Raw genomic sequence first — 19,572 nt, 5'->3', positions numbered from 1 at the left:
AACACATTCGAGTGCTAATAACCCCGAAAACACCATTACCAATTTTCTAAAGGAGGCTATTTTTCCATGATCAGACCGTTAGGTGATCGAGTTATCATTGAAGCCGTTGCGAAAGAGGAGACTACAGCAAGTGGTATCGTGCTGCCAGATACAGCGAAAGAAAAACCGCAAGAAGGTAAAGTTGTAGCGGTAGGCGCAGGCGCGTTGAAAGATGGCGTTCGTGTTCCGCTTGAAGTTAGCGAAGGCGACCGCATCATTTTCTCCAAATACGCAGGAACTGAAGTGAAATACGAAGGCCGCGAACTGTTGATCTTGCGCGAAAGCGACATTCTCGCTGTATTAGCCTAATTTAGCAGGATATAGATCGGCAATACGTTAGTTTACTTAGGTTTTCCGTTTTACTACTTACTATGTACCGTTTTTAATAAGAGGAGGTTTCCTAATCATGGCAAAAGATATTAAGTTCAGTGAAGACGCACGCCGCGCGATGCTTCGCGGGGTAGATGCTTTGGCTAACGCTGTAAAAGTAACCCTTGGTCCTAAAGGCCGTAACGTTGTACTTGAGAAAAAATTCGGCAGCCCGCTCATCACGAATGACGGTGTGACGATCGCGAAAGAAATCGAGCTTGAAGATGCTTTCGAAAACATGGGAGCTCAACTTGTTAAAGAAGTTGCTACCAAAACAAACGATGTTGCCGGTGACGGTACAACAACTGCAACGGTTCTAGCGCAAGCTATGATCCGTGAAGGTCTGAAAAACGTTACTGCAGGCGCTAACCCAATGGTTATCCGCAAAGGTATCGAGAAAGCTGTTAAAGCGGCTGTGGAAGAGCTTCAATCCATCGCTAAGCCGATCGAAGGCAAACAATCCATCGCACAAGTTGCGGCAATCTCTGCTGCTGACGAAGAAGTAGGCGAACTGATCGCTGAAGCTATGGAAAAAGTAGGCAAAGACGGCGTTATCACGGTTGAAGAATCCAAAGGCTTCTTAACGGAGCTTGAAGTTGTAGAAGGTATGCAGTTTGACCGTGGCTACACTTCCCCTTACATGATCACTGACACGGATAAAATGGAAGCTGTCCTTGACAACCCATACATCCTGATCACTGACAAAAAGATCTCGAATATCCAAGAAATCTTGCCTGTTCTTGAAAAAGTGGTTCAATCCGGCAAACAACTTCTGATCATCGCTGAAGATGTTGAAGGTGAAGCACAAGCAACGCTTGTTGTGAACAGACTTCGTGGAACATTCACTTGCGTAGCTGTTAAAGCTCCTGGTTTCGGTGACCGTCGTAAAGCAATGCTTGGCGATATCGCTGCTTTGACTGGCGGACAAGTGATTACAGAAGAACTTGGTTTGGATCTGAAATCCACGCGTCCTGAGCAATTGGGTAGCGCGCGTCAAATCCGCGTAACCAAAGAAAACACAATCATCGTTGACGGTGCTGGCGACGCAAAAGACATCGCTGCACGCGTTACACAAATTCGCTCCCAATTGGAAGAAACAACTTCCGATTTCGATAAAGAAAAACTGCAAGAGCGTTTGGCTAAACTTTCTGGCGGCGTAGCGGTAATCAAAGTCGGCGCAGCTACTGAAACTGAGCTGAAAGAGCGCAAACTTCGCATCGAAGATGCTCTGAACGCAACTCGCGCAGCTGTTGAAGAAGGTATCGTTTCCGGTGGTGGTACAGCTCTCGTGAACGTATACAACGCAGTAGCTAAAGTAGTAGCTTCCGGCGACGAGCAAACAGGCGTTAACATCATCCTGCGCTCCCTGGAAGAGCCAGTTCGCACAATCGCAGCCAACGCTGGTCAAGAAGGCTCCGTAATCGTTGAGCGCTTGAAAAACGAAAAAGTAGGCATCGGCTACAACGCAGCTACTGGCCAATGGGTGAACATGTTCGAAGCTGGTATCGTTGACCCTGCGAAAGTAACGCGTTCCGCTCTTCAAAACGCGGCATCCGTAGCGGCTATGTTCTTGACGACTGAAGCGGTTATCGCTGACAAACCAGAAAAAGACAAACCAGGCATGCCTGATATGGGCGGCATGGGTGGAATGGGCGGCATGATGTAATCATCGCCCACTATATAAGGGTTCGATGGTTGAATGAGGTCAATTGACCTCATTCTGACTTCATCGATCTGAGATTAGAGGTTTTTCATGAGTTCAACGAACTTGTGGGAGGCCTCTTTTTCTTTGTTTGGTGATATGAATGAGGGGGCGTTGAGTCCGTAAATGAAAATTAGACCTACAGCTTTCTAGGGCTGTAAGTCCAATTCTCTATATGTGAATAGTGGGGTTGCTTATAGAATAACTGGTGAAGATTAATGCGGGCTTAAGATTAGATAATTGTTTGCTGAATAGACAAATTGTAGGATAATAAAAACAGCCAGCGGGGCTGGCGGTACCCTAGTTTAATGGTATAATCAACCTAATTGTGGAAAATTGTCACTGAATAAAGTTAACTTAATCTGGAGGCAATCATTTGATGGATGATAAAGAAATTCAAGAATTAAAGGAACGTCTGATTAGGGTTGAAACGAAAGTTGATATGATGATAAACAATAGCGATGTGAATGAACGTCCATTTTGGGTGAACTTTGCAATTGGGTTTGTGGTCGTTTTTGGTGTGGTTATTTTACTTGGAATTATTGGAATGAACTTCAGATGAAAAGGATTCTTTTATTTTAAGAGCAGGCTGGTGCATGACAAATGAGAAAAAAAGTGGTTTTTGGACTAGTTGGTTCAACGCTAGTAATCATATTTTCAGTGATAATGTGTTTGTATACTTACAACTATTTCACAACAAATAGGGTTGGAGTTCTTGGTGATGGTAAGTTCCATTTTAAGTCAATCATCACTTTTGTTTTTACATTCATTTCTGGATGTTGTTCGTTGCTTGTTTCTATTATTGCCGCTTATAAAGATAAACACGATGAATGGCGTAAGGAGCAAAACAAGTTGAAGAATGTGAAGATTACTAGAAGCGAAAGTTTGGTTCTCAGCGAAATAGATAAGTTGGTTGAAGAGAGCGATCATGAAGGATTCAGGCATTTGAAACGTTTGGTTAATGAATATCAAGCTGGAATAAACAGGTTTGATAAGCAAGGTGAAGCACTATTCGTTGCGTATGCTCATAATCGAATAGTTGGCATTTGTGGGCTTACTCAAGACCCTTATTCGCAAGAGGGAACAATTGGGCGTGTACGCCGCTTGTATGTATCGAAGGATTTTCGTGGTTCTGGCATTGGAAGCTTACTGATGGATGAAATAATGAAAGAAGCAAAAATGCATTATAGGACTCTTGTTCTCAAAACGGATAATCCTATAGCTGATAAATTCTATTGTTCATTGGGATTCGAATTGAAAACAAACGATTTATATATAACTCACTATCTTCAATTAGTGTGAAGGCTTCACTTGATTTGAAAGAGGTCCGAGGCCGTTTCTTCATAAAAAATAAATCCATATAGTAATTTGCCCTGCGCGTTTCCTTTCGATTGATTGACCGCGGCAGGACTCTCTATCCCCCAATCAAAACTACTCAATATACCTGCAGCTCCTGCAATAAAAAGAAGCATGATTGCTAAAGCAATAGCATTATTCTTTTTCATGGTCATTCCCCCAATATCAATCTACATCGGCTGCAGGATTTGTTTTTGACGACTTTGCTTGACGCTATTTAAGAAGCTGTTTTGGTCGATTCCACAATTTCACCCAAATATCATATTCATCATCACGATAGAAACGTATACCAATTAATTTAAGTGGGGTCCAAAATTCTTTGAAATAATAACTTGGCATAGTAGTATTCTCCTGTTATGAATAGTTAATTATACCTATTATGCTGGTTTATTCTTACAAAGAATGTTGAAATTTGACGATTATAATATAAAATTTTCTTTATAATTCATTCTATGCAGGGGCGGATGATCTAAGAAGGGCATAGCCTGATTGCAGCAAGGCAGCACAATGGAAAAGGCTGTTCCGAAGTAGTAAATTCTACTTTTGGGACAGCCTTGCACAAGCGTCCATTTCCTAGGAAATAGAGGAACCAAGTTCCCAAGCCGCAACCACTTTATTCTTCCCGGTCCGCTTCGCCGTTATTTCGGCCGTATCGGCCTGCTCGATCAGCTGCTCGATCGAACTTGGCTTGCACAGCTCCAGGGAAGATACGCCCACACTGACGGTGGTCTTGTATGGACGCCCGTAGGCGAACTCTTTCTCAATCTCGCCCCGCAGCTGATGGGCAATCTTGAGAGCTTCTTTGCCGTCCGTTTTCGGTAAAATAAGAATGAGCTCCTCGCCGCCGTATCGGCCTGCAATGTCGCTCTTCCTCAAATTAAAGCGGAAAATATCGGCGATTTCCCGCAGCACCCGGTCTCCTTCGGGATGTCCGAATTCGTTGACTCTGCGGAAATTGTCGACATCGATCATGATGACCGATAGGTCTAACTGATAACGGCTGGCAAGCTCGAACTCTTCTCTCAGCTTCTCCATGAAGTAGCCGCGCAAGTAGAATCCGGTCAGATTATCGATGACCATTTCCCGATGCAGAAGCACGTTGATAATGTGCGGTTTTATAAATGACAGGAAGTGCTCCATATGCTGCTGTTTGGTTTTGGTCATGCCATCGACATGAACATGCAAGGTAATAGTTTCATCGCCTCGCTGAAACAGTGTGAAGGCCAGCGCACAGCTATCTTCGCTTCGCGCTTGGTAGGCAATCAATTCGTCATGATCCCGCAATCCGGAGGCGGTGACGAAAACTTTTTGCTTATAATGCAGCAGTTTGTACGTGATGGAAAGCTGAATGACCGGAAAGTAGTCGAAAAGCGCTTTGGTCAGTCTTTGCATGGTCGTGGCAAGATCCAACGTTTCGGTTACTTGCTCGCTGAGCTCGATAATAATTTGCAAATCCAAGGAAAGCAGCAGCCATTGTTCACGGTCAGCAATCATTTTCTGAACATAATCATCCTGCAGAATGGCAGGGGAGACCGGAGCGTAGGCGGGCATAATCACCCGTTCCATGCAGGCAGTCAGATGCGGGCGCCATGTATCCTTTTGAATCATCTGATAGCCGTTTAAAGCTCGCCGCAAATACAGCATGGCATGTTGGATATCGCCTTCGTACATGGACTTTTCCGCCGAAAGGCGGTAATAATCAGGCCAAAAGACGTCAAAGGCGTATCGTTTCAAGTAGTCTTCAAAATGGTTAAACCATGTCTCCAAGCTCTCCGAGCGAAGCTCCAGCAGGAGGGGAATCAACTCCCGGTATGCCCAGCCAGCGTACAAGCCAGAGTTGTTTCTGGATATAAATTGCTCCAAAAGCTTGCAGGCTAACCCGCTATCGCCCAAACGTATTTGACGCAGCGCTTCCAGGAAAATAGCGTGGTTCTCATTCTCAAGAGTGTCTGTAAAATGAACCGGAAGGTGCCGGCGAAAGGCGGCGTAGCCTTGAAATACGGTCAATAAGGAGCGGCTCCGGTCCGTGATTTGCTGCTCAATCAGGCTGGATTCCAGCTGCTGGAACAGCGGCCATTCTTCCCATTCGAGCGCAAATAAAAGCTGATTGGTCAAATAGTTTTCCACCAAATCCTTGCGTCTTAGCAAATCGACCTGCATAACTCGTTCTTTATGATACAAGTAACTGGCAATATCGCCTTGATTCAAGGAGAGTTCCATCGCATTCAGATGTCCGACTTGCTCTTTAATGGTGTAACCGGAACGTTTGGCGCCTTCAATTCCGCGGTAAACATACGTCTTGATGATCTTATTGTTGCTTTGATAGGAGTAAATATCGTAAAGGCGCAGCATTAGATCGGTATGCGGCGAGGAGTCCAGTAGAGGCTCCAGCTTAGCTGCAATCGATAAGGCCCATTCCTCTGTTTCCGGAAAATGCATCAGCATATTGATCGTATAGTAATTTGTAATTTCAGCAAAATGCCGCAGGGTAAGCAAATGCCGCTTGGGGTACACGACTTCGGTATAAAAAACATGCAGCCTATGCATTTCTTCATCATGCAGCGGAGAACAGAGGTTGCTGGTATTGAGCAAGAATGCTGCCCGTACCCGATCTGCGAGCTGCTCACTTTCGTCGGAAATAAATGGGAAGAGCTCCTTGCGTAACAGATATACGTCCAAATCATCTTGAAGCAAGAGGATAAACATCCAACCAAAGCGGTCGGAATTTGTTCCTGTCCGTTCAAAGACGGACACAGCCAGTTGTTCCGACAGCTCAAACTGATTAAGCAGGTGGTACAAACGGCTAAGGAGGCGGTCCAGGAAAATGAGATAGGGCCTTCCCAATTTCGTGTATAAATACTTGATGCGCTCTAATAGTTCGGCCTTTTGGCTGTAGGAAAGCAGGGAGCGAATCTGTCTGTAATATTTTAAAAGCAAATAGTATTCGACCGTGTATTCCCCGGCTTGAGAAGACAGTGTAATGAGCTGAGGCAGCGCAAACGGACGAAACCCATGAAGATATCGCAGTGCGGTTTGATAATACGTCGCAAGCTCACTCTCAGACAACTGCCGCAGCACTAAATTCGCGATATCACTCGAAATAAATAGAGAGTCATTGTGGCTGACATGCACAAGTCCGATCTGCGCAAGCTTGGTCACCGAGAGCAAAATGTTACCTGAATCCAGCCGATTCGCGGTAAAAAGCGACACCAAGTTGATCGGCATAGGCAAACAGCATAATAGCCTCAAGAGCTCTAATTCCTTCTTGTCCAAAAGAGCGATACGCTCCGCGAACAAGCGAAGGGGATTCAGCGTCTCAAGATCCAAATGAAATCCGGTTGTTTTTTGCCATCCGTTGCTTGTGAGCTGTATGCGGTTGGACGCAATGAGCTCCTCCAAAATGATACCGCTGTGGCTAGCGTTAATCTGGTGTTCGTGCAGCCAGTATTGCAGCTCGCCGACTAGAGCTTCATCCGCTCGTCCGAAATGCGACGCCAGCAATTGCTCATAAATGGCCGGATCGGAGTGATGAATGTCAAGTATTTGAAAGGATACCTCCGCAAATTGGTCCGGCACACGGCTCCCGCTGAAAATGAAATGCAGGAACTTCATCTCATGGCCGTGCTCTCTCCAGTAGTTCAGCAATATGAGCTGAGAATCCTCATCAAAGTGTTCGCAGTTTTCGAAGGTGAAAACAAACTTTTGAATCGGGAACAGCGGAATAACAGACGAGAAAAATTGGTGCAGCCACTCTGTCAGCAAATAGAGGATGTCGTCGCCTTCATAGTGCTTTTTGAGCAGTTGATCAAATTTCCGGGCAAGATTGCGCAGCATGGTTATGGACTCAGGCAGAATACCGTAAGCGCTATTCAGCGTTCTAGAGACGACTTCGCGCAAGGTTGAATAGGGCAGGTCCTGAGAGATGATTTTGAAGTAATACCCCTTTTCAATAACCTCATTAATGTGCTGTGCATATAAATCGAAGCGAATAGCCTCATCTTCGCAGATGAGACCTAGCAGCCGATCCTCATTGGCATTCAAAAAAACGCGAAAATACTCCTGCTGTTCGTGTGAAATGGGCGAAGCGGCCGGGTGAAGCAATTTTGCGCTTGTTTGGTCACCGGTATCCTTATCCGGCTGTGGTTCAGCAGGAAGATGCAGCGCGGCACGAAGAAGAGCAGCGATCTCATCGGCGAAAAAAAAGGTTTCCGGCTTCGTACGGAGACGCTCGGATAGAGGCTGCAAAGCAGCAGGCACAGGATCATACATGGATGCCAGCAGCAAATGAACAGATTCAAAATCCGCGACACGCGATAAAAGAAATCTCCGCGCATAGCGTGGAAATAAACGGTATGGATAATCCGGCAATAAGTGATTGATAAACTCAATGGCGGATGGGAATGGTTGGACATCTAGAAGAACGGCCAGCGTTTGTGGATGAAAAAACAGCATGTCGGGCAGCAAAAAGCCCATATAGAACTGTTTATCATGTAGGATTGAAAGCGCTTGACATAGTGAAATAAGCAGCTTTCCTTTGGCCTCGTCGCTGAGCTTCTCATTGTCTAATTGAGAAAAAGGGACGAAACCCTCGGGTAAAGAAGGGAGCTGAACAACCAGATCGCCTTCAACGAAATTCCAGCTTGCCGGTTGACGGAAAAATTCTCCCTTAGCCGCTTCCGCCCAGGCGATCAGACGGCTTTCGATTTGTTTATAGTGAAAGTAGTGCCATAGCTTATGACTAAAATGCATTTCTGAATATTCAAAAGTGTGAGAGTAAGTAAGATGTCGAGTATCCGGATTGGTGCTGTGTTGTGTAGTATTTATCTTACTCCCCCTCCTTCTAAAGTATAGGATTCTGTATGCAAGGGATGGGATGGTTCCATCTAAGTGGACTGATTACTCAATTGTAACAAAAATAAGTCTCAAATGGGAGACGAAATGCTGAAATTTCAAAGCGAAGCATGCCTTATTTGGGTAGGGATAGCCTGGCTATTTCTTGTCTGCTTGGATATTTACCTGTTTGGCTAATAAAAATGAGCCTAATTATTTAAAAACTAGGCATTGGTACATTCCTTGGACTAGGCATAGACGTATACTAACACAAACCTAAAGAGGAGTTGACTTATCAATGGCTTTTCAACCGAACTTAACTGGCCCAGGAAAAAACTTTCAGTGTCCACCTGCTGACCCTATAATGACGGATCCAGAAAGAGTTGTTAGAGATTTCTATCACCCGCAGAGGGTTCAAGTGATCCATCCGATTCAAGTCGTAAACAGACATCACTGTGTACCTGTTTATGAGCATGTGTACACTTGTGAAGAGATCGATGAGTATTGCGGCACACACCCGCATCCGCATCAAGGCATGCTGCGCGACTAATCAGTGTGACGGCCTAGTCCGAATCTGCAAAGATTCCGGCTAGGTTTTTTTATGGATGGGATGCCTTTTCCTGTATAATGGAGGGATAGTTTTAGGAGTGATGGAGGGGCGGTTATAGTGCTTAAAGAAACGGGAACGTGCGCGGAGTGGGTTTCCTATTATGAAAGGCAATATGCGAATGCCAAAGTATACAACGCTTTTAGCGTGGAGGAATTGTACGTTCGGGCCTGGGGACAGCTCAATCGGCTTGCGGATGAATGGGAACCGACCATACGGGGGATTTATGATATTCAAGTGGTGCTGTATCTTTTGCAGCTCTGCGAGACTTTGGCTGAAGCCAAGTCAGGCATGTATGATTTCTTTTATAATGCGGGTTATTATTTCTCCAAAATAGCGAAACACAGCCATGAACAGTTAACATCGGTTCTGCAGGAGATCGATATGGAAAAGGCGCAGAAGAAGTATCCTGAACATTTGAAGGAGCTTGCGGCTTACGTGGCTAAGCAGGCTGCTAAAGAATCGGGGGAACTCATAAGCAAATGGATAGAGATCAGTAAACTTCTATGGTCCGGTTTGCTGTATGAGCAAAGCCTGGTAGCGGACGAGCTTGCCAGATTGCGGCGGATTGCAGGGGATAAAGAGAGGAATAAAGGGGCACGTGAAGCGGCTGTTGCGGCTTTAGCCCATTTTGATATTTTGTCCGGCGAGGACGAGAACGCTTGGGATCGAATTCAGACGGGGATCAAGGTGATCGAGCCAGGGGATTGGTTCGGTTATTTGAGAACTTTTGTTAAGGAGCAGCAGCGGGATCGGTTGTTGAAATGGCTCCGATGGCTTGCGCCTGTGATCCGTAGAGAAGCGGTGTATCAGGCGGCTGAGTATTTTGATTTATGGAAAGAGGCGGCAGCGGAGGAGGATATGGAAGAGGAGTACAGGAAAATGATGGTGGAGCTGCTTCCAGCCAGTTACGTATATTATTCTCATTTCTTGCTTGAGAAAGAGGAGTATCAGGCATGGGGAGACTTGATGCTTTTGTTGAATGTATCACCGCTGGATGTGGATACGGCTCAACTGAAGAAAGTCGAGAAAGCCGATGTTCGCGTGCTGCTGCCCCTTTATCATTATGCGATTGAGGAGTGTCTGCAAGGTAAAAATCGCGATTCTTATAAACAAGCGGTCAAACTGCTTAAAAAGCTCGCAGCCGCCTATAAAAAGCTGAAACAAACGCCCAGACTCGAAGCGTATTTGGTGTTGCTTATCAAGGAGTATTCGCGCTATCGTGCATTCCTGGAGGAATTACGGAAAGGAAAGCTGCTGATATGATCATTTTGTCACAGATACATATTCGGGTACAGCTGCTTCCTACGGGGAGTTTTGCCTTCTATGGAGAGACGGAGCAGGCTAACGAGGTTCCTGGCTATGTGCTGCGAAAACTGCTGTTTGCTTGGCATGAAAGGTCTTATTATGGCACTCGGCTGGAATGCATTCGAACCGGATACGGTGAGAGCTTGGTCATACCGCCTTATATGGCGCTGGATTATTTGGCTGAGCCCGGTATTTTATTGCATGGGCAATTATCGTGGGATGAGGATGTGCTTCTCATGATAAAAGGGGCCTCTCTGTTGAGAGAGGCGCTGGCTGCCGGTTGGTACATGCCGTCTTACCGGCACTGGCTTCAAGGCAGCATGGGGTGGAAGCCGCGGCTGCCGGGTGCGAAGCAGGTAGAGTTTGAGCAGCTTTTTCACGGACGGTTGGATGAGGTGTTCTGGCACGATTGGTTCCATGCTGCAGCTGTAGAAAAGATAAAAGAAGAGCCTGGATCGGGGATTGGCGTGGCTTGGAGCCGCTTATCGGAGGGGGATACCCTGCTGCAAAAAGGGCCTTCCGCCGATGTAAGCTGGATGCAGGAGGACGATTGGCTGCTGGCGATTGGGTGGAAGCAGGACGGTACGCCTTACCGGATCTGCGTGCAGATGGTGGAGCCCTATGCGGAAACGTATGTGGACGGAACGACCACGGCCAAAGATAACGGGGCTGACTGGCGTCTAAGATTCATCGCGCAGGATCGTATGGATGCGAACCGATTCGTGGAGTTCAGTACGACGGGGAACTGTTTGATTGGGCAGCCTCCTGCAGCATGGCAGGACGGTATTGAGGCGAAAATCCAAGAGCAGATTGGGCGGATACTTCGTATTTTGCCACAGTTGGAGAGTGAGCACCAGAAGGGGAAAATCGTGGAGCAGTTATCGGACGATCAAGCTTGGGAGTTTCTTACGGAATCGAGTTTGCAGCTGATGGCTGCCGGCATCTCGGTTTTCCTGCCTTCATGGTGGGGAGAGCTTAGTCGTAGGCGTCCTGAGCTGCGTGCGAAAGTGCGAAGCTCCGTGGGAACTTCGCGTAAACCGATGTTCGGCATGGACCATATCATCCAATTCGACTGGCGTGTCGCTTTGGGCGGAGTGGTTCTGTCCGAAGAGGAGTTTCATCAAATTGCGGAACAGAAAAAAAGGCTGATCTATATCCGCGGCAAATGGATACAGCTTGATCCTGCGGATCTGGAGCTGCTGAAAGCCGCGATGAGGGGGAGAGATAGGAGGAAGGGACTCTCCTTTCGGGAAGTTTTGGAACAGAACCTTGAGCATCCTGTTACCCCACCATTAAGCGATGGAAAGGCCGAAGGAGAGTTCAGAGTCAACATTGAGCTTAACAGCTCACTAAGGACTTTGCTGAGGAAGCTGAATCAACGGAAATTAATCCCGCTTGCCCCGATTGAAGGCTTGGAGGCTGATCTGCGGCCTTATCAGGCGGAGGGGGTGTCGTGGCTCCTTTTTCTGAGAGAGATCGGTCTGGGTGGGTGCCTGGCGGATGATATGGGACTCGGGAAGACCTTGCAGTTTATTGCTTATTTGTTGGCATTACGGAGCGCCCCAAATGCTATGACGGCAACACTTGGTTCGGCGCCCTCCCTGCTGATTTGTCCAACATCCGTTCTTGGCAATTGGCAAAAAGAATTAGAGCGCTTCGCGCCATCTCTCAAGGTGCATCTCCATTACGGGGCGCAGCGCGCCAGAGGAGAAGCTTTTGAAGCCTCTGTAACAGGTGCTGACCTCGTGATCACCTCATACAATATCGCTCAGCTCGATGAAGAGGAATTATCGCGCATAACTTGGAACACGCTCTGTTTGGACGAGGCGCAAAATATCAAAAATGCTTATACGAAGCAGTCCCAAGCGATTCGCGGGCTGGAGGCGCGCCACCGTATCGCTTTGACAGGGACGCCGCTCGAGAATCGACTGACTGAGCTTTGGTCGATTGTTGACTTTATTAATCCGGGGTATCTCGGAACGCTGCGCCATTTCAATCATCACTATGTTGGACCGATTGAAAAAAGCACCGACGGCTCGCCGGAACTGACCTCACGGGTTCAGCGTTTAATCCGCCCGTTCTTGCTAAGGCGCGTCAAGAAAGATCCGGCGATTCAGCTGGATTTGCCGGAGAAGGTTGAGTCCAAAGCTTATGTGGCTTTGACTTCCGAGCAAGCGGCGCTTTACGAAAACGTCGTGCAAAGCATGATGGAGAGAATCGACAGCCTTGCCGTCATGGAGAAGAAAGGGCTCATTCTTGCTTCGTTGATGAAGCTGAAGCAGATTTGCGACCATCCTTCGTTGTTATTGAAGGATGGTGCTATCCCGGGGGCTGCTAACGCCCCCGGTGCGGCTGGGCGCTCGGCGAAGCTGGAGCGCCTGCTTGAAATGATCGACGAACTTAGGAGCGATGGAGGCGGCTGCCTCATCTTCACCCAGTTCGTCGAGATGGGCTACCTCCTGCAGCGCGTTATCGCGCAGGAGCGGGGCGAGCCCGTGCAGTTCTTGCACGGGGGAGTGGGTAAGGCGAAGCGCGATGAGATGATCGCGCGCTTCCAGGACGAGGCGCTCCCGGAGGCGGAGCGCTGCAGGATCTTCATCCTCTCGCTGAAAGCAGGAGGAACCGGTTTAAACCTCACCGCGGCGAACCATGTTTTCCACTACGACCGCTGGTGGAATCCCGCCGTGGAAAATCAGGCCACGGACCGCGCCTTCCGCATCGGCCAAACCCGCGATGTGCAGGTGCATAAGTTCATCACCTTGGGGACGCTCGAAGAGCGCATCGATGAGATGATCGAACGCAAAAGAGGACTCAGCGACCACATCGTCGGTACCGGCGAGAACTGGGTCACGGAGATGTCGACGGGCGAGCTGCGGGAGCTGTTCGCACTTCGGCGGGAGTGGGTGGAGAAGTGAGGAAAGCCATCGATTCATATCCATTAAGGATGAATCGATGGCATATTTTATAACTACATATAACCTTCGTGTTCAGCATGACCGAGTAAATACAAAAAAGCGAAAGCGGGTATTTTGACTATAGTTGCAGTTCCACCCAGGGGTATTAGCCCGTAGTCATCACTATTTTTGGTAATAATTAGAGATGCTTTGGTTCGGTCATCTCTACTCCATTCCATGATCGCTTCTTTTTCAGAAAGAGACGTATTCTCCCTATATTTGACCTCAATAATAATTCTCCCCATTGGCATGGACACAATAACATCTATTTCTTTCTGGGTGGTACTGTCTCGGAAATAGCCGACTTCGGGCCGCTGAGCATAGTAAAAGGAGTAGACATGCTTATAAACGGATGTTTCAATAATCAATCCCATTTCTTCTGAATCCGTCAGAACTTCTTCTCCTTGCATAAGTACAGCATTTCGTATTGCTGCATCGGCTAAGTACACTTTGGATTTTGCTTTTAATATGCGCTTACCCTTCAATTCAATAGGTTTACTAATATAGATGAGGTTTGCCTGCTCGAGTAATTCCAAGTAGTTAGCAACCGTTTGTCTAGTTACCCCAACTTCTTTACCAATTGTATCTTGTACGACAATGTTTCCACTGATCATACACAAGTAAAGAAAAATCTTCTCAAGTTCAGCAACATTACGAATGCCGAATAAGGATACCATATCTCTTTTTATGACTTTGTCGACGACGTCTTCACGTATGATTTTCTGGGCGAATGGAATATCGTCTGATAGAGCAACTTCTGGGAAACCACCTACAAGAAGATAACGATGAAAATGTCTTTGAAGAGGCTCCAAAGATAACATGAGGATTGAAAGATTCTCTTGTTTTAATCTGTTGAGTCCAGTAGGCTTGATTCCTTGGGGAAGGATGGGTCTCGAATAACCCATGATTTCAATGTATTCGTAAAAAGATAAAGTAGGTATCCGAATTAATGTCCATCTTCCAACGCCGCTTTCTGTTGCTTTTGCAGCCAGAACTGGGCTTGCGGATCCTGTTGCCATTATTTTGTAACTAGGCTGGCTGTCATATAATGTTTTTAACCATAAATCCCAGTCTGAAGCATATTGAATTTCATCAAAAAATAAGTAAAGCGCGGTTTGATCGTTAGCAATATTGTTTTGAAATATCTCCAATATTTTTCCGATATCAACCAGTTTAAGAATCGGATGGTCGAAAGAAACGTAAAGAATGGCTTTTGGAGGAACGTTGACTAGTTCTTGTTCAATCATTTGATAGAGAATCGTTGTCTTCCCGACCCTTCTTGGACCTGACAAAATAACTTCCCGACGTATTTGTGCATGATGAAATATTTTGCTCGCTTCATAGAAGGCTAATCGTTTAACTGGGCGTGTAAATTCTCGAGGGACTGTTCCATTTCCCCACCAAGGATTATATCCTAATAATACTTTTAAGATTTTTTCGTGCGAAAGTAAATCCATATTAACACCTTACCTTCAAAAATGTCATTTATAAATAACATTATAACATGAAAAGTGTTACTTTATTCACTGTTAATAACAAAAACCTCCACAATAAAGTGAAGGCTTGAATAAGGAAGTATTATTTTGTTGGAAAGTTCGTAGCCAAGATTGCTTCAATGTTTTGCTTCTCAGCCGGATCTTTGGCAATCAGCTTGTCCATCAGAGCTTGATCGTTTTTGCTTTGTTTTTGCAAAGCAGCCAAATACCATCTGATCAGAACACGATTCGATTGATTGTCTAATTGATCCGTTATATACGGTTGGATTGTAGAAGCAGCACTTGCGTAATCTCCACGCATATAGCTGATCTGCCCGACATTCAAAGCCATATTTGGCGTAACGGCAAATTCACGGCCCTGTGCCTGTTCTTTAGGCAAGTCTTTTAGAGAATCAACACGGGCAAGAACTTCTTTATAAGTGGCAAGAGCATCATCAAGTCTTTTGTTATATTCTTGTGTATTATTCTTTGAATTAGCTTGGTTCGCTAGCTCAATATTCAGAGCCATACTTTTTTCATACATTTCCGTGTACCAAGGGTAGTTAGGAATCTGCGCGTTGGACCAGTCCAGGGCTTCTTGGTGCTTCCCTTTGAGCAGAAGCATATTAAGCTGCTGCATGGCTACCATGCGGTTATGCGGTTCTTTTTTCAGTAACTGATTCATTAGATCTTGGGCTTGATTGAAAAAGCCTTCTGCTCTCTTCGAGTCTTCCTTCAGCGTCTGATTGTAAACCTGAAGCAGGATGCCGATTCTGCTGATCTGGCCTGTTAGCAAATAATCCGGATGCGCAGGATGCAAGGAAATGGCATTGTCCAATGGTTTAATAATTTGACTATAATCTTGGCTGGTTTTGACAACCTCAAGCGTTTGTTGATAGGAACTATTCGCCGATACGAGCTGAGCGGAAATATAGAACATCACGACCGATAAAATGGCCAGCAGCGCCGGGAACATTTTGTGAATAGCTGCAGATCCGGATTTAAAACGCAGCGGTGCTGAATCAACGTTACTGAGCAATCCGCCAAGAGCAAGGAATAGAATCGCGCCTAGATACACATAACTCAAATCGAAGTCAATCATACTGTGGACCAAGAGAGAAATGGTTACAATGAAAAACAGGAAGTGCAGGTCTCGTTTCTCCTGCGAACTTTTGATGTAGCTTCGAATATAGAATGCAAAAACGGCAAGAACGAATCCAACGAAAACAAGAAAACCAAGCGCTCCAACCTCAACCAAATATTGCAGAGCAAAATTGTGAGCCTGACGGCTCGTATACGGATTGTTTTGATACTTCTCATATAAAGAAGCCCAAGCGCCGCCACCGGCACCAATAATCGGATAATCCGACCAAAGTTTCACTGCGTCTTTGTAGAACGTTCCACGCTCAAGAACACTGTGCTGTTGGAAGTTAATATTCTCAATCCGTGTTTTTACGTTGTCTGGAAGAATGTTTTTGAAGCCAGTATCACTGAGAATAAGGATAGCTCCTATTACGCCAACGACAATCGCAGCAACAGGAAGAATGAAAGTAGCATATTTTTTAGCGTCAAAGCTGGCTGTCACACGCTCTAACCATGGAGCTACGAAGAGCTGAATCAGGATAGCCACCACAGTGAAAACTACGGAAGCAATCAATAAAATAGACCAACCGTGCCATGATTCTGAAGCACTAGGTTGTTTTTGCAAGCCGATTCCGATATCTGTCACCTTTTGAAGAATGAGTAGAGACGTTATGAAGGCTAACCCGAACTGAAGGAGAGCCAGAATCTGTCTGCTCATTGAAAAGAAGAACAACATCACCAAGAAAACAATCGGAATTACGACAATCGCGCCGCGGGAAAGCGTCAACCAGAAGGATACTAGGATTGGCACTAACAAGAAAGCATGCGGGAGAACGGTTTGCCATTTGCGAGACTTCACAATGAAGAACAGCGCACCGAGCGACAGTGTAATTAAGAAAGCTGCGTAAGTATTTGCATATTGGAATACAGAAGTTAAACGCAAGCCATTAGAGTCCGTCATAATTGCATCGCGATACAAGTTCGGTGTGTTTGTATCCATGAGGGCGAACCATCCAACCAGGTGTCCGGCAAAGCTGCCATTGCCTAACCAGTACAAAAGTCCGAAGAGAACGATGAAATATCCCGAGATCATGAGTAAACTGGCAACTATCGACGTACCAAGCTTGTTTTTTGTCAGAAATACACCTAAAATGAAGAATGTAGCATACAGCATTTGGATGTAGACCATATTGGTTGCCAAATAGTGCGAGGCCGAATTCGACAAAGAAATGACATAAGTAAGAGGCATAATAAGCACTAGAATTGTCAGTACATCTTTCTGCTCTTTAAGCTTGAAAACAAAGAAAGCAAGAATCGCAATCAGCAGCATAATGATGGAGGACCACACCGAAGCCGAGTAGATCGATCGCTCGAATTCATAAGTTCCCCCGTTAAACAACGCCCGCTGAAACGGCGCCCAGAACATGAACAAACCCGTAAACACTACTAAAAACCAAAAAATAACAGAGCTCTTCTCTGTCGTTATCGTTCCACTTGCTTTTGAACGCGCCGCCGCGTAGGCATTCTTACTTGCACTCATGATAAAACAGTCTCCTTCTCCGCTAGAGTTCGACTTTATTCTAGCATAGATGGAAGAGAGTTTCCAAATGGAATAGTTTCAAAGTTTTTTAACTGTCAAACTAATACTTTTGATTGGATTATTGAAATTATCAAATGAATAACATTGTTGATTCAAAGGAGAAAAAATGAACTACTTACAACATCTTATTAAATTCCCTTTAGAGCTCTACCACTCGCGTACAATGTTAAAGGAGCTTGCGATAAAGGACTTTAAATCTAGATATTTAGGATCATATCTGGGAGTCGTTTGGGCTTTTATTCAACCTGCTCTTATGATTGGTATTTATTGGTTTGTTTTTTCAATAGGTTTTAAATCCGTGCCTATTGATAATATTCCATTCATAATTTGGCTTGTCTCGGGTATTATACCTTGGTTTTACTTTTCAGAATGCTTCTTACAATCAACCAATTCTATTATTTCAAATAGTTTTTTAGTTAAGAAAATTGTGTTTAGAGTTAGTATTCTACCCATTACTTCTATAATGTCTTCATTGTTCGTTCATCTTTTTTTTATAATTATACTTTTTGTGTTACTCATAGCCTATAAGATTCCTATTACTCTGTATTTTCTTCAAATATTTTATTATTTATTTTCGTTAATGCTATTGATTTTAGGCCTTTCGTGGATAACTTCCTCAATTGTCATATTTCTTAAAGATATCTCTCAAATTGTGGCAATGTCATTGCAAGTATTATTTTGGATTACTCCAGTTTTTTGGTCTTTTTCTATAGTACCAGAGAAATTTCATATATTATTCAAATTAAACCCACTTTATTATATTGTTGAGGGCTATCGAAACTGTTTTATATATCATCAATGGTTTTGGGAGCAACCATATCTTACTCTTTATTATTGGGGTATTACGTTATTTTTTCTAATTGTGGGTGCTTTGGTTTTTAAGAGATTACGACCACACTTTGCCGATGTAATTTAGGAGGAACAGTGGCATGATTTCCATACAAATAAAAGAATTGTACAAAACTTATAAGCTATATGGCAAGGCTACTGATAGGTTAAAGGAATCTTTGTTTTTATTTAAAAATAATAATATCCATCATAAGGAATTTTTTGCTCTTGATAATTTATCATTAGAAATTGAAAAAGGCGAAACAATTGGTATATTAGGACGAAATGGTTCAGGAAAATCAACATTGTTAAAAATAATTACTGGTGTTCTCACTCCTACAAGAGGAGATGTTACAGTAAATGGAAGAATATCTGCTTTGTTAGAACTAGGGGCAGGTTTTAATATGGAGTATACTGGTATAGAAAATATTTATTTAAATGGCACTGTATTAGGGATTTCTAAAGAAGAAATGAAGAAGAAAATTCCTGAAATTTTAGAGTTCGCAGATATTGGTGATTTTGTTTATCAACCTGTAAAAACATATTCAAGTGGAATGTTTGCTCGTTTAGCTTTTTCTGTAGCGATTAATGTTGATCCAGATATATTAATCATCGATGAAATGTTAAGTGTTGGCGATGCATATTTTACTGCAAAGTGCATGGAAAAGATTAGAGAATGGGTACATTCAAAAGAAAAAACAGTCATTTTTGTTTCACACTCACTAGAGTCAATTCGAAGTTTTTGTACTAAAGCGGTTTTATTAGACAAAGGAAAGATAATTAAAATAGGAGAAGTTCGTGAAGTTACAGAAACTTATGAGAGGATGGTTAACCAAGATATCGTAAATGCTAAGATGAAGTCCATTTCAGAACATTTAGAAACTAAAGACGAAATTTCTGTAAAGAATAGCAATTCTATGGAAATTAAGTTGACTGAGGATCCTGAATTTACTGAACGAGTTAAGTCGTTTAGATCAGGAACTGGTGAAGCGCTATTTATTAGAGCTGAGGTGCTCGTTAATCATATGCCGACGAATTCGATTCGATTCGGTGATAAAGTTACATTGAGGGTTGTAGCCCAATATAATGTAACCATTGAAACTGAAGGAACAATTGGGTATATGTTAAGAAACCAGTTTGGGCAAGATATATTTGGCATGAATATCTATAATTTATCTAAGTTACTACCACCAATTAATAGGGGGGAAATACTAGAAGCCGAGTTTTCATTTACTAATATTTTATCTCCAGGCTCTTATTCGATTTCTTTAGGTTTAAAACCTAAACCAATAGATCCTCTATATTTGGATAGTGTTCATGTTGCAGTAGTTTTTGAAGTCCTTCCATTGGAAGACAAGAATTACGTTCCAGGGCTCGTATACGTTCCGAATGAATTTTCATTCTTAATAAAGTAGTTAAAT

At 44.3% G+C, this 19,572-nt stretch carries 13 protein-coding genes; 9 read left to right on the top strand and 4 right to left on the bottom strand.

Going from position 1 to position 19,572, the window contains the following annotated elements; translation table 11 throughout:
• Positions 1 to 66: 66 nt before the first annotated feature.
• The 4 genes from groES to GC097_RS34165 all read left to right on the top strand — a co-directional run bounded on the left by groES (position 67) and on the right by GC097_RS34165 (position 3,412).
• On the top strand, positions 67 to 348 hold the full coding sequence (gene groES / locus GC097_RS09835) for a co-chaperone GroES (protein WP_028553854.1): 282 nt from the start codon (positions 67 to 69) through the stop codon (positions 346 to 348).
• 97 nt (positions 349 to 445) lie between these two features.
• Positions 446 to 2,074, top strand: a complete 1,629-nt coding sequence (groL, locus tag GC097_RS09830) for a chaperonin GroEL (protein WP_171683144.1) — start codon at positions 446 to 448, stop codon at positions 2,072 to 2,074.
• Between the two features lie 415 nt (positions 2,075 to 2,489).
• Positions 2,490 to 2,672 carry a hypothetical protein gene (locus GC097_RS09825; protein ID WP_171683143.1) on the top strand — a complete coding sequence of 61 codons (183 nt, stop codon included), beginning with the start codon at positions 2,490 to 2,492 and terminating at the stop codon, positions 2,670 to 2,672.
• Between the two features lie 41 nt (positions 2,673 to 2,713).
• Positions 2,714 to 3,412, top strand: coding sequence for a GNAT family N-acetyltransferase (locus GC097_RS34165; RefSeq protein ID WP_246294095.1), 699 nt, complete (start codon positions 2,714 to 2,716; stop codon positions 3,410 to 3,412).
• Between the two features lie 5 nt (positions 3,413 to 3,417).
• On the opposite strand, the gene GC097_RS09815 is transcribed toward GC097_RS34165, so the two are convergent.
• Positions 3,418 to 3,615, bottom strand: coding sequence for a hypothetical protein (locus GC097_RS09815; protein ID WP_171683142.1), 198 nt, complete (start codon positions 3,613 to 3,615; stop codon positions 3,418 to 3,420).
• 424 nt (positions 3,616 to 4,039) lie between these two features.
• Positions 4,040 to 8,215: a GGDEF domain-containing protein gene (locus tag GC097_RS09810; protein WP_171683141.1), complete on the bottom strand. Its 4,176-nt coding sequence runs from the start codon at positions 8,213 to 8,215 to the stop codon at positions 4,040 to 4,042.
• 445 nt (positions 8,216 to 8,660) lie between these two features.
• Between GC097_RS09810 and GC097_RS09805 the strand changes: the two genes are divergently transcribed.
• The 3 genes from GC097_RS09805 to GC097_RS09795 all read left to right on the top strand — a co-directional run bounded on the left by GC097_RS09805 (position 8,661) and on the right by GC097_RS09795 (position 13,126).
• Positions 8,661 to 8,846, top strand: a complete 186-nt coding sequence (locus GC097_RS09805; RefSeq protein WP_171682945.1) for a hypothetical protein — start codon at positions 8,661 to 8,663, stop codon at positions 8,844 to 8,846.
• 117 nt (positions 8,847 to 8,963) lie between these two features.
• Complete coding sequence (locus GC097_RS09800; protein ID WP_171683140.1) at positions 8,964 to 10,169, top strand: hypothetical protein; 1,206 nt, start codon at positions 8,964 to 8,966, stop codon at positions 10,167 to 10,169.
• Positions 10,166 to 13,126 (top strand): DEAD/DEAH box helicase, encoded by a 2,961-nt coding sequence (locus tag GC097_RS09795; protein ID WP_171683139.1) that lies wholly within the window; start codon positions 10,166 to 10,168, stop codon positions 13,124 to 13,126. Before GC097_RS09800 ends, GC097_RS09795 begins: the two co-directional genes overlap by 4 nt.
• 53 nt (positions 13,127 to 13,179) lie before the next feature.
• Here GC097_RS09795 and GC097_RS09790 read toward each other — a convergent pair whose 3' ends face one another.
• Both GC097_RS09790 and GC097_RS09785 read right to left on the bottom strand, forming a co-directional pair.
• Positions 13,180 to 14,622 (bottom strand): ATP-binding protein, encoded by a 1,443-nt coding sequence (locus tag GC097_RS09790; protein WP_171683138.1) that lies wholly within the window; start codon positions 14,620 to 14,622, stop codon positions 13,180 to 13,182.
• A 121-nt stretch (positions 14,623 to 14,743) separates the two neighbouring features.
• Positions 14,744 to 17,263: an O-antigen ligase family protein gene (locus tag GC097_RS09785; protein WP_171683137.1), complete on the bottom strand. Its 2,520-nt coding sequence runs from the start codon at positions 17,261 to 17,263 to the stop codon at positions 14,744 to 14,746.
• Between the two features lie 166 nt (positions 17,264 to 17,429).
• On the opposite strand from GC097_RS09785, the gene GC097_RS09780 reads away from it, so the two are divergent.
• Positions 17,430 to 18,239, top strand: coding sequence for an ABC transporter permease (locus tag GC097_RS09780; protein WP_171683136.1), 810 nt, complete (start codon positions 17,430 to 17,432; stop codon positions 18,237 to 18,239).
• A gap of 13 nt (positions 18,240 to 18,252) precedes the next feature.
• A complete protein-coding gene (locus tag GC097_RS09775; RefSeq protein WP_171683135.1) occupies positions 18,253 to 19,566 on the top strand; it encodes an ABC transporter ATP-binding protein in 1,314 nt (437 codons plus the stop codon).
• Positions 19,567 to 19,572 lie beyond the last annotated feature (6 nt).

Origin of the sequence: Paenibacillus planticolens (assembly GCF_013141725.1) — a bacterium.
GTDB classification, from domain to species: domain Bacteria; phylum Bacillota; class Bacilli; order Paenibacillales; family NBRC-103111; genus Paenibacillus_E; species Paenibacillus_E planticolens.
The sequence above is the reverse complement of the archived record's forward strand: the minus strand, read 5'-3'. Positions and strand labels throughout refer to the sequence as shown.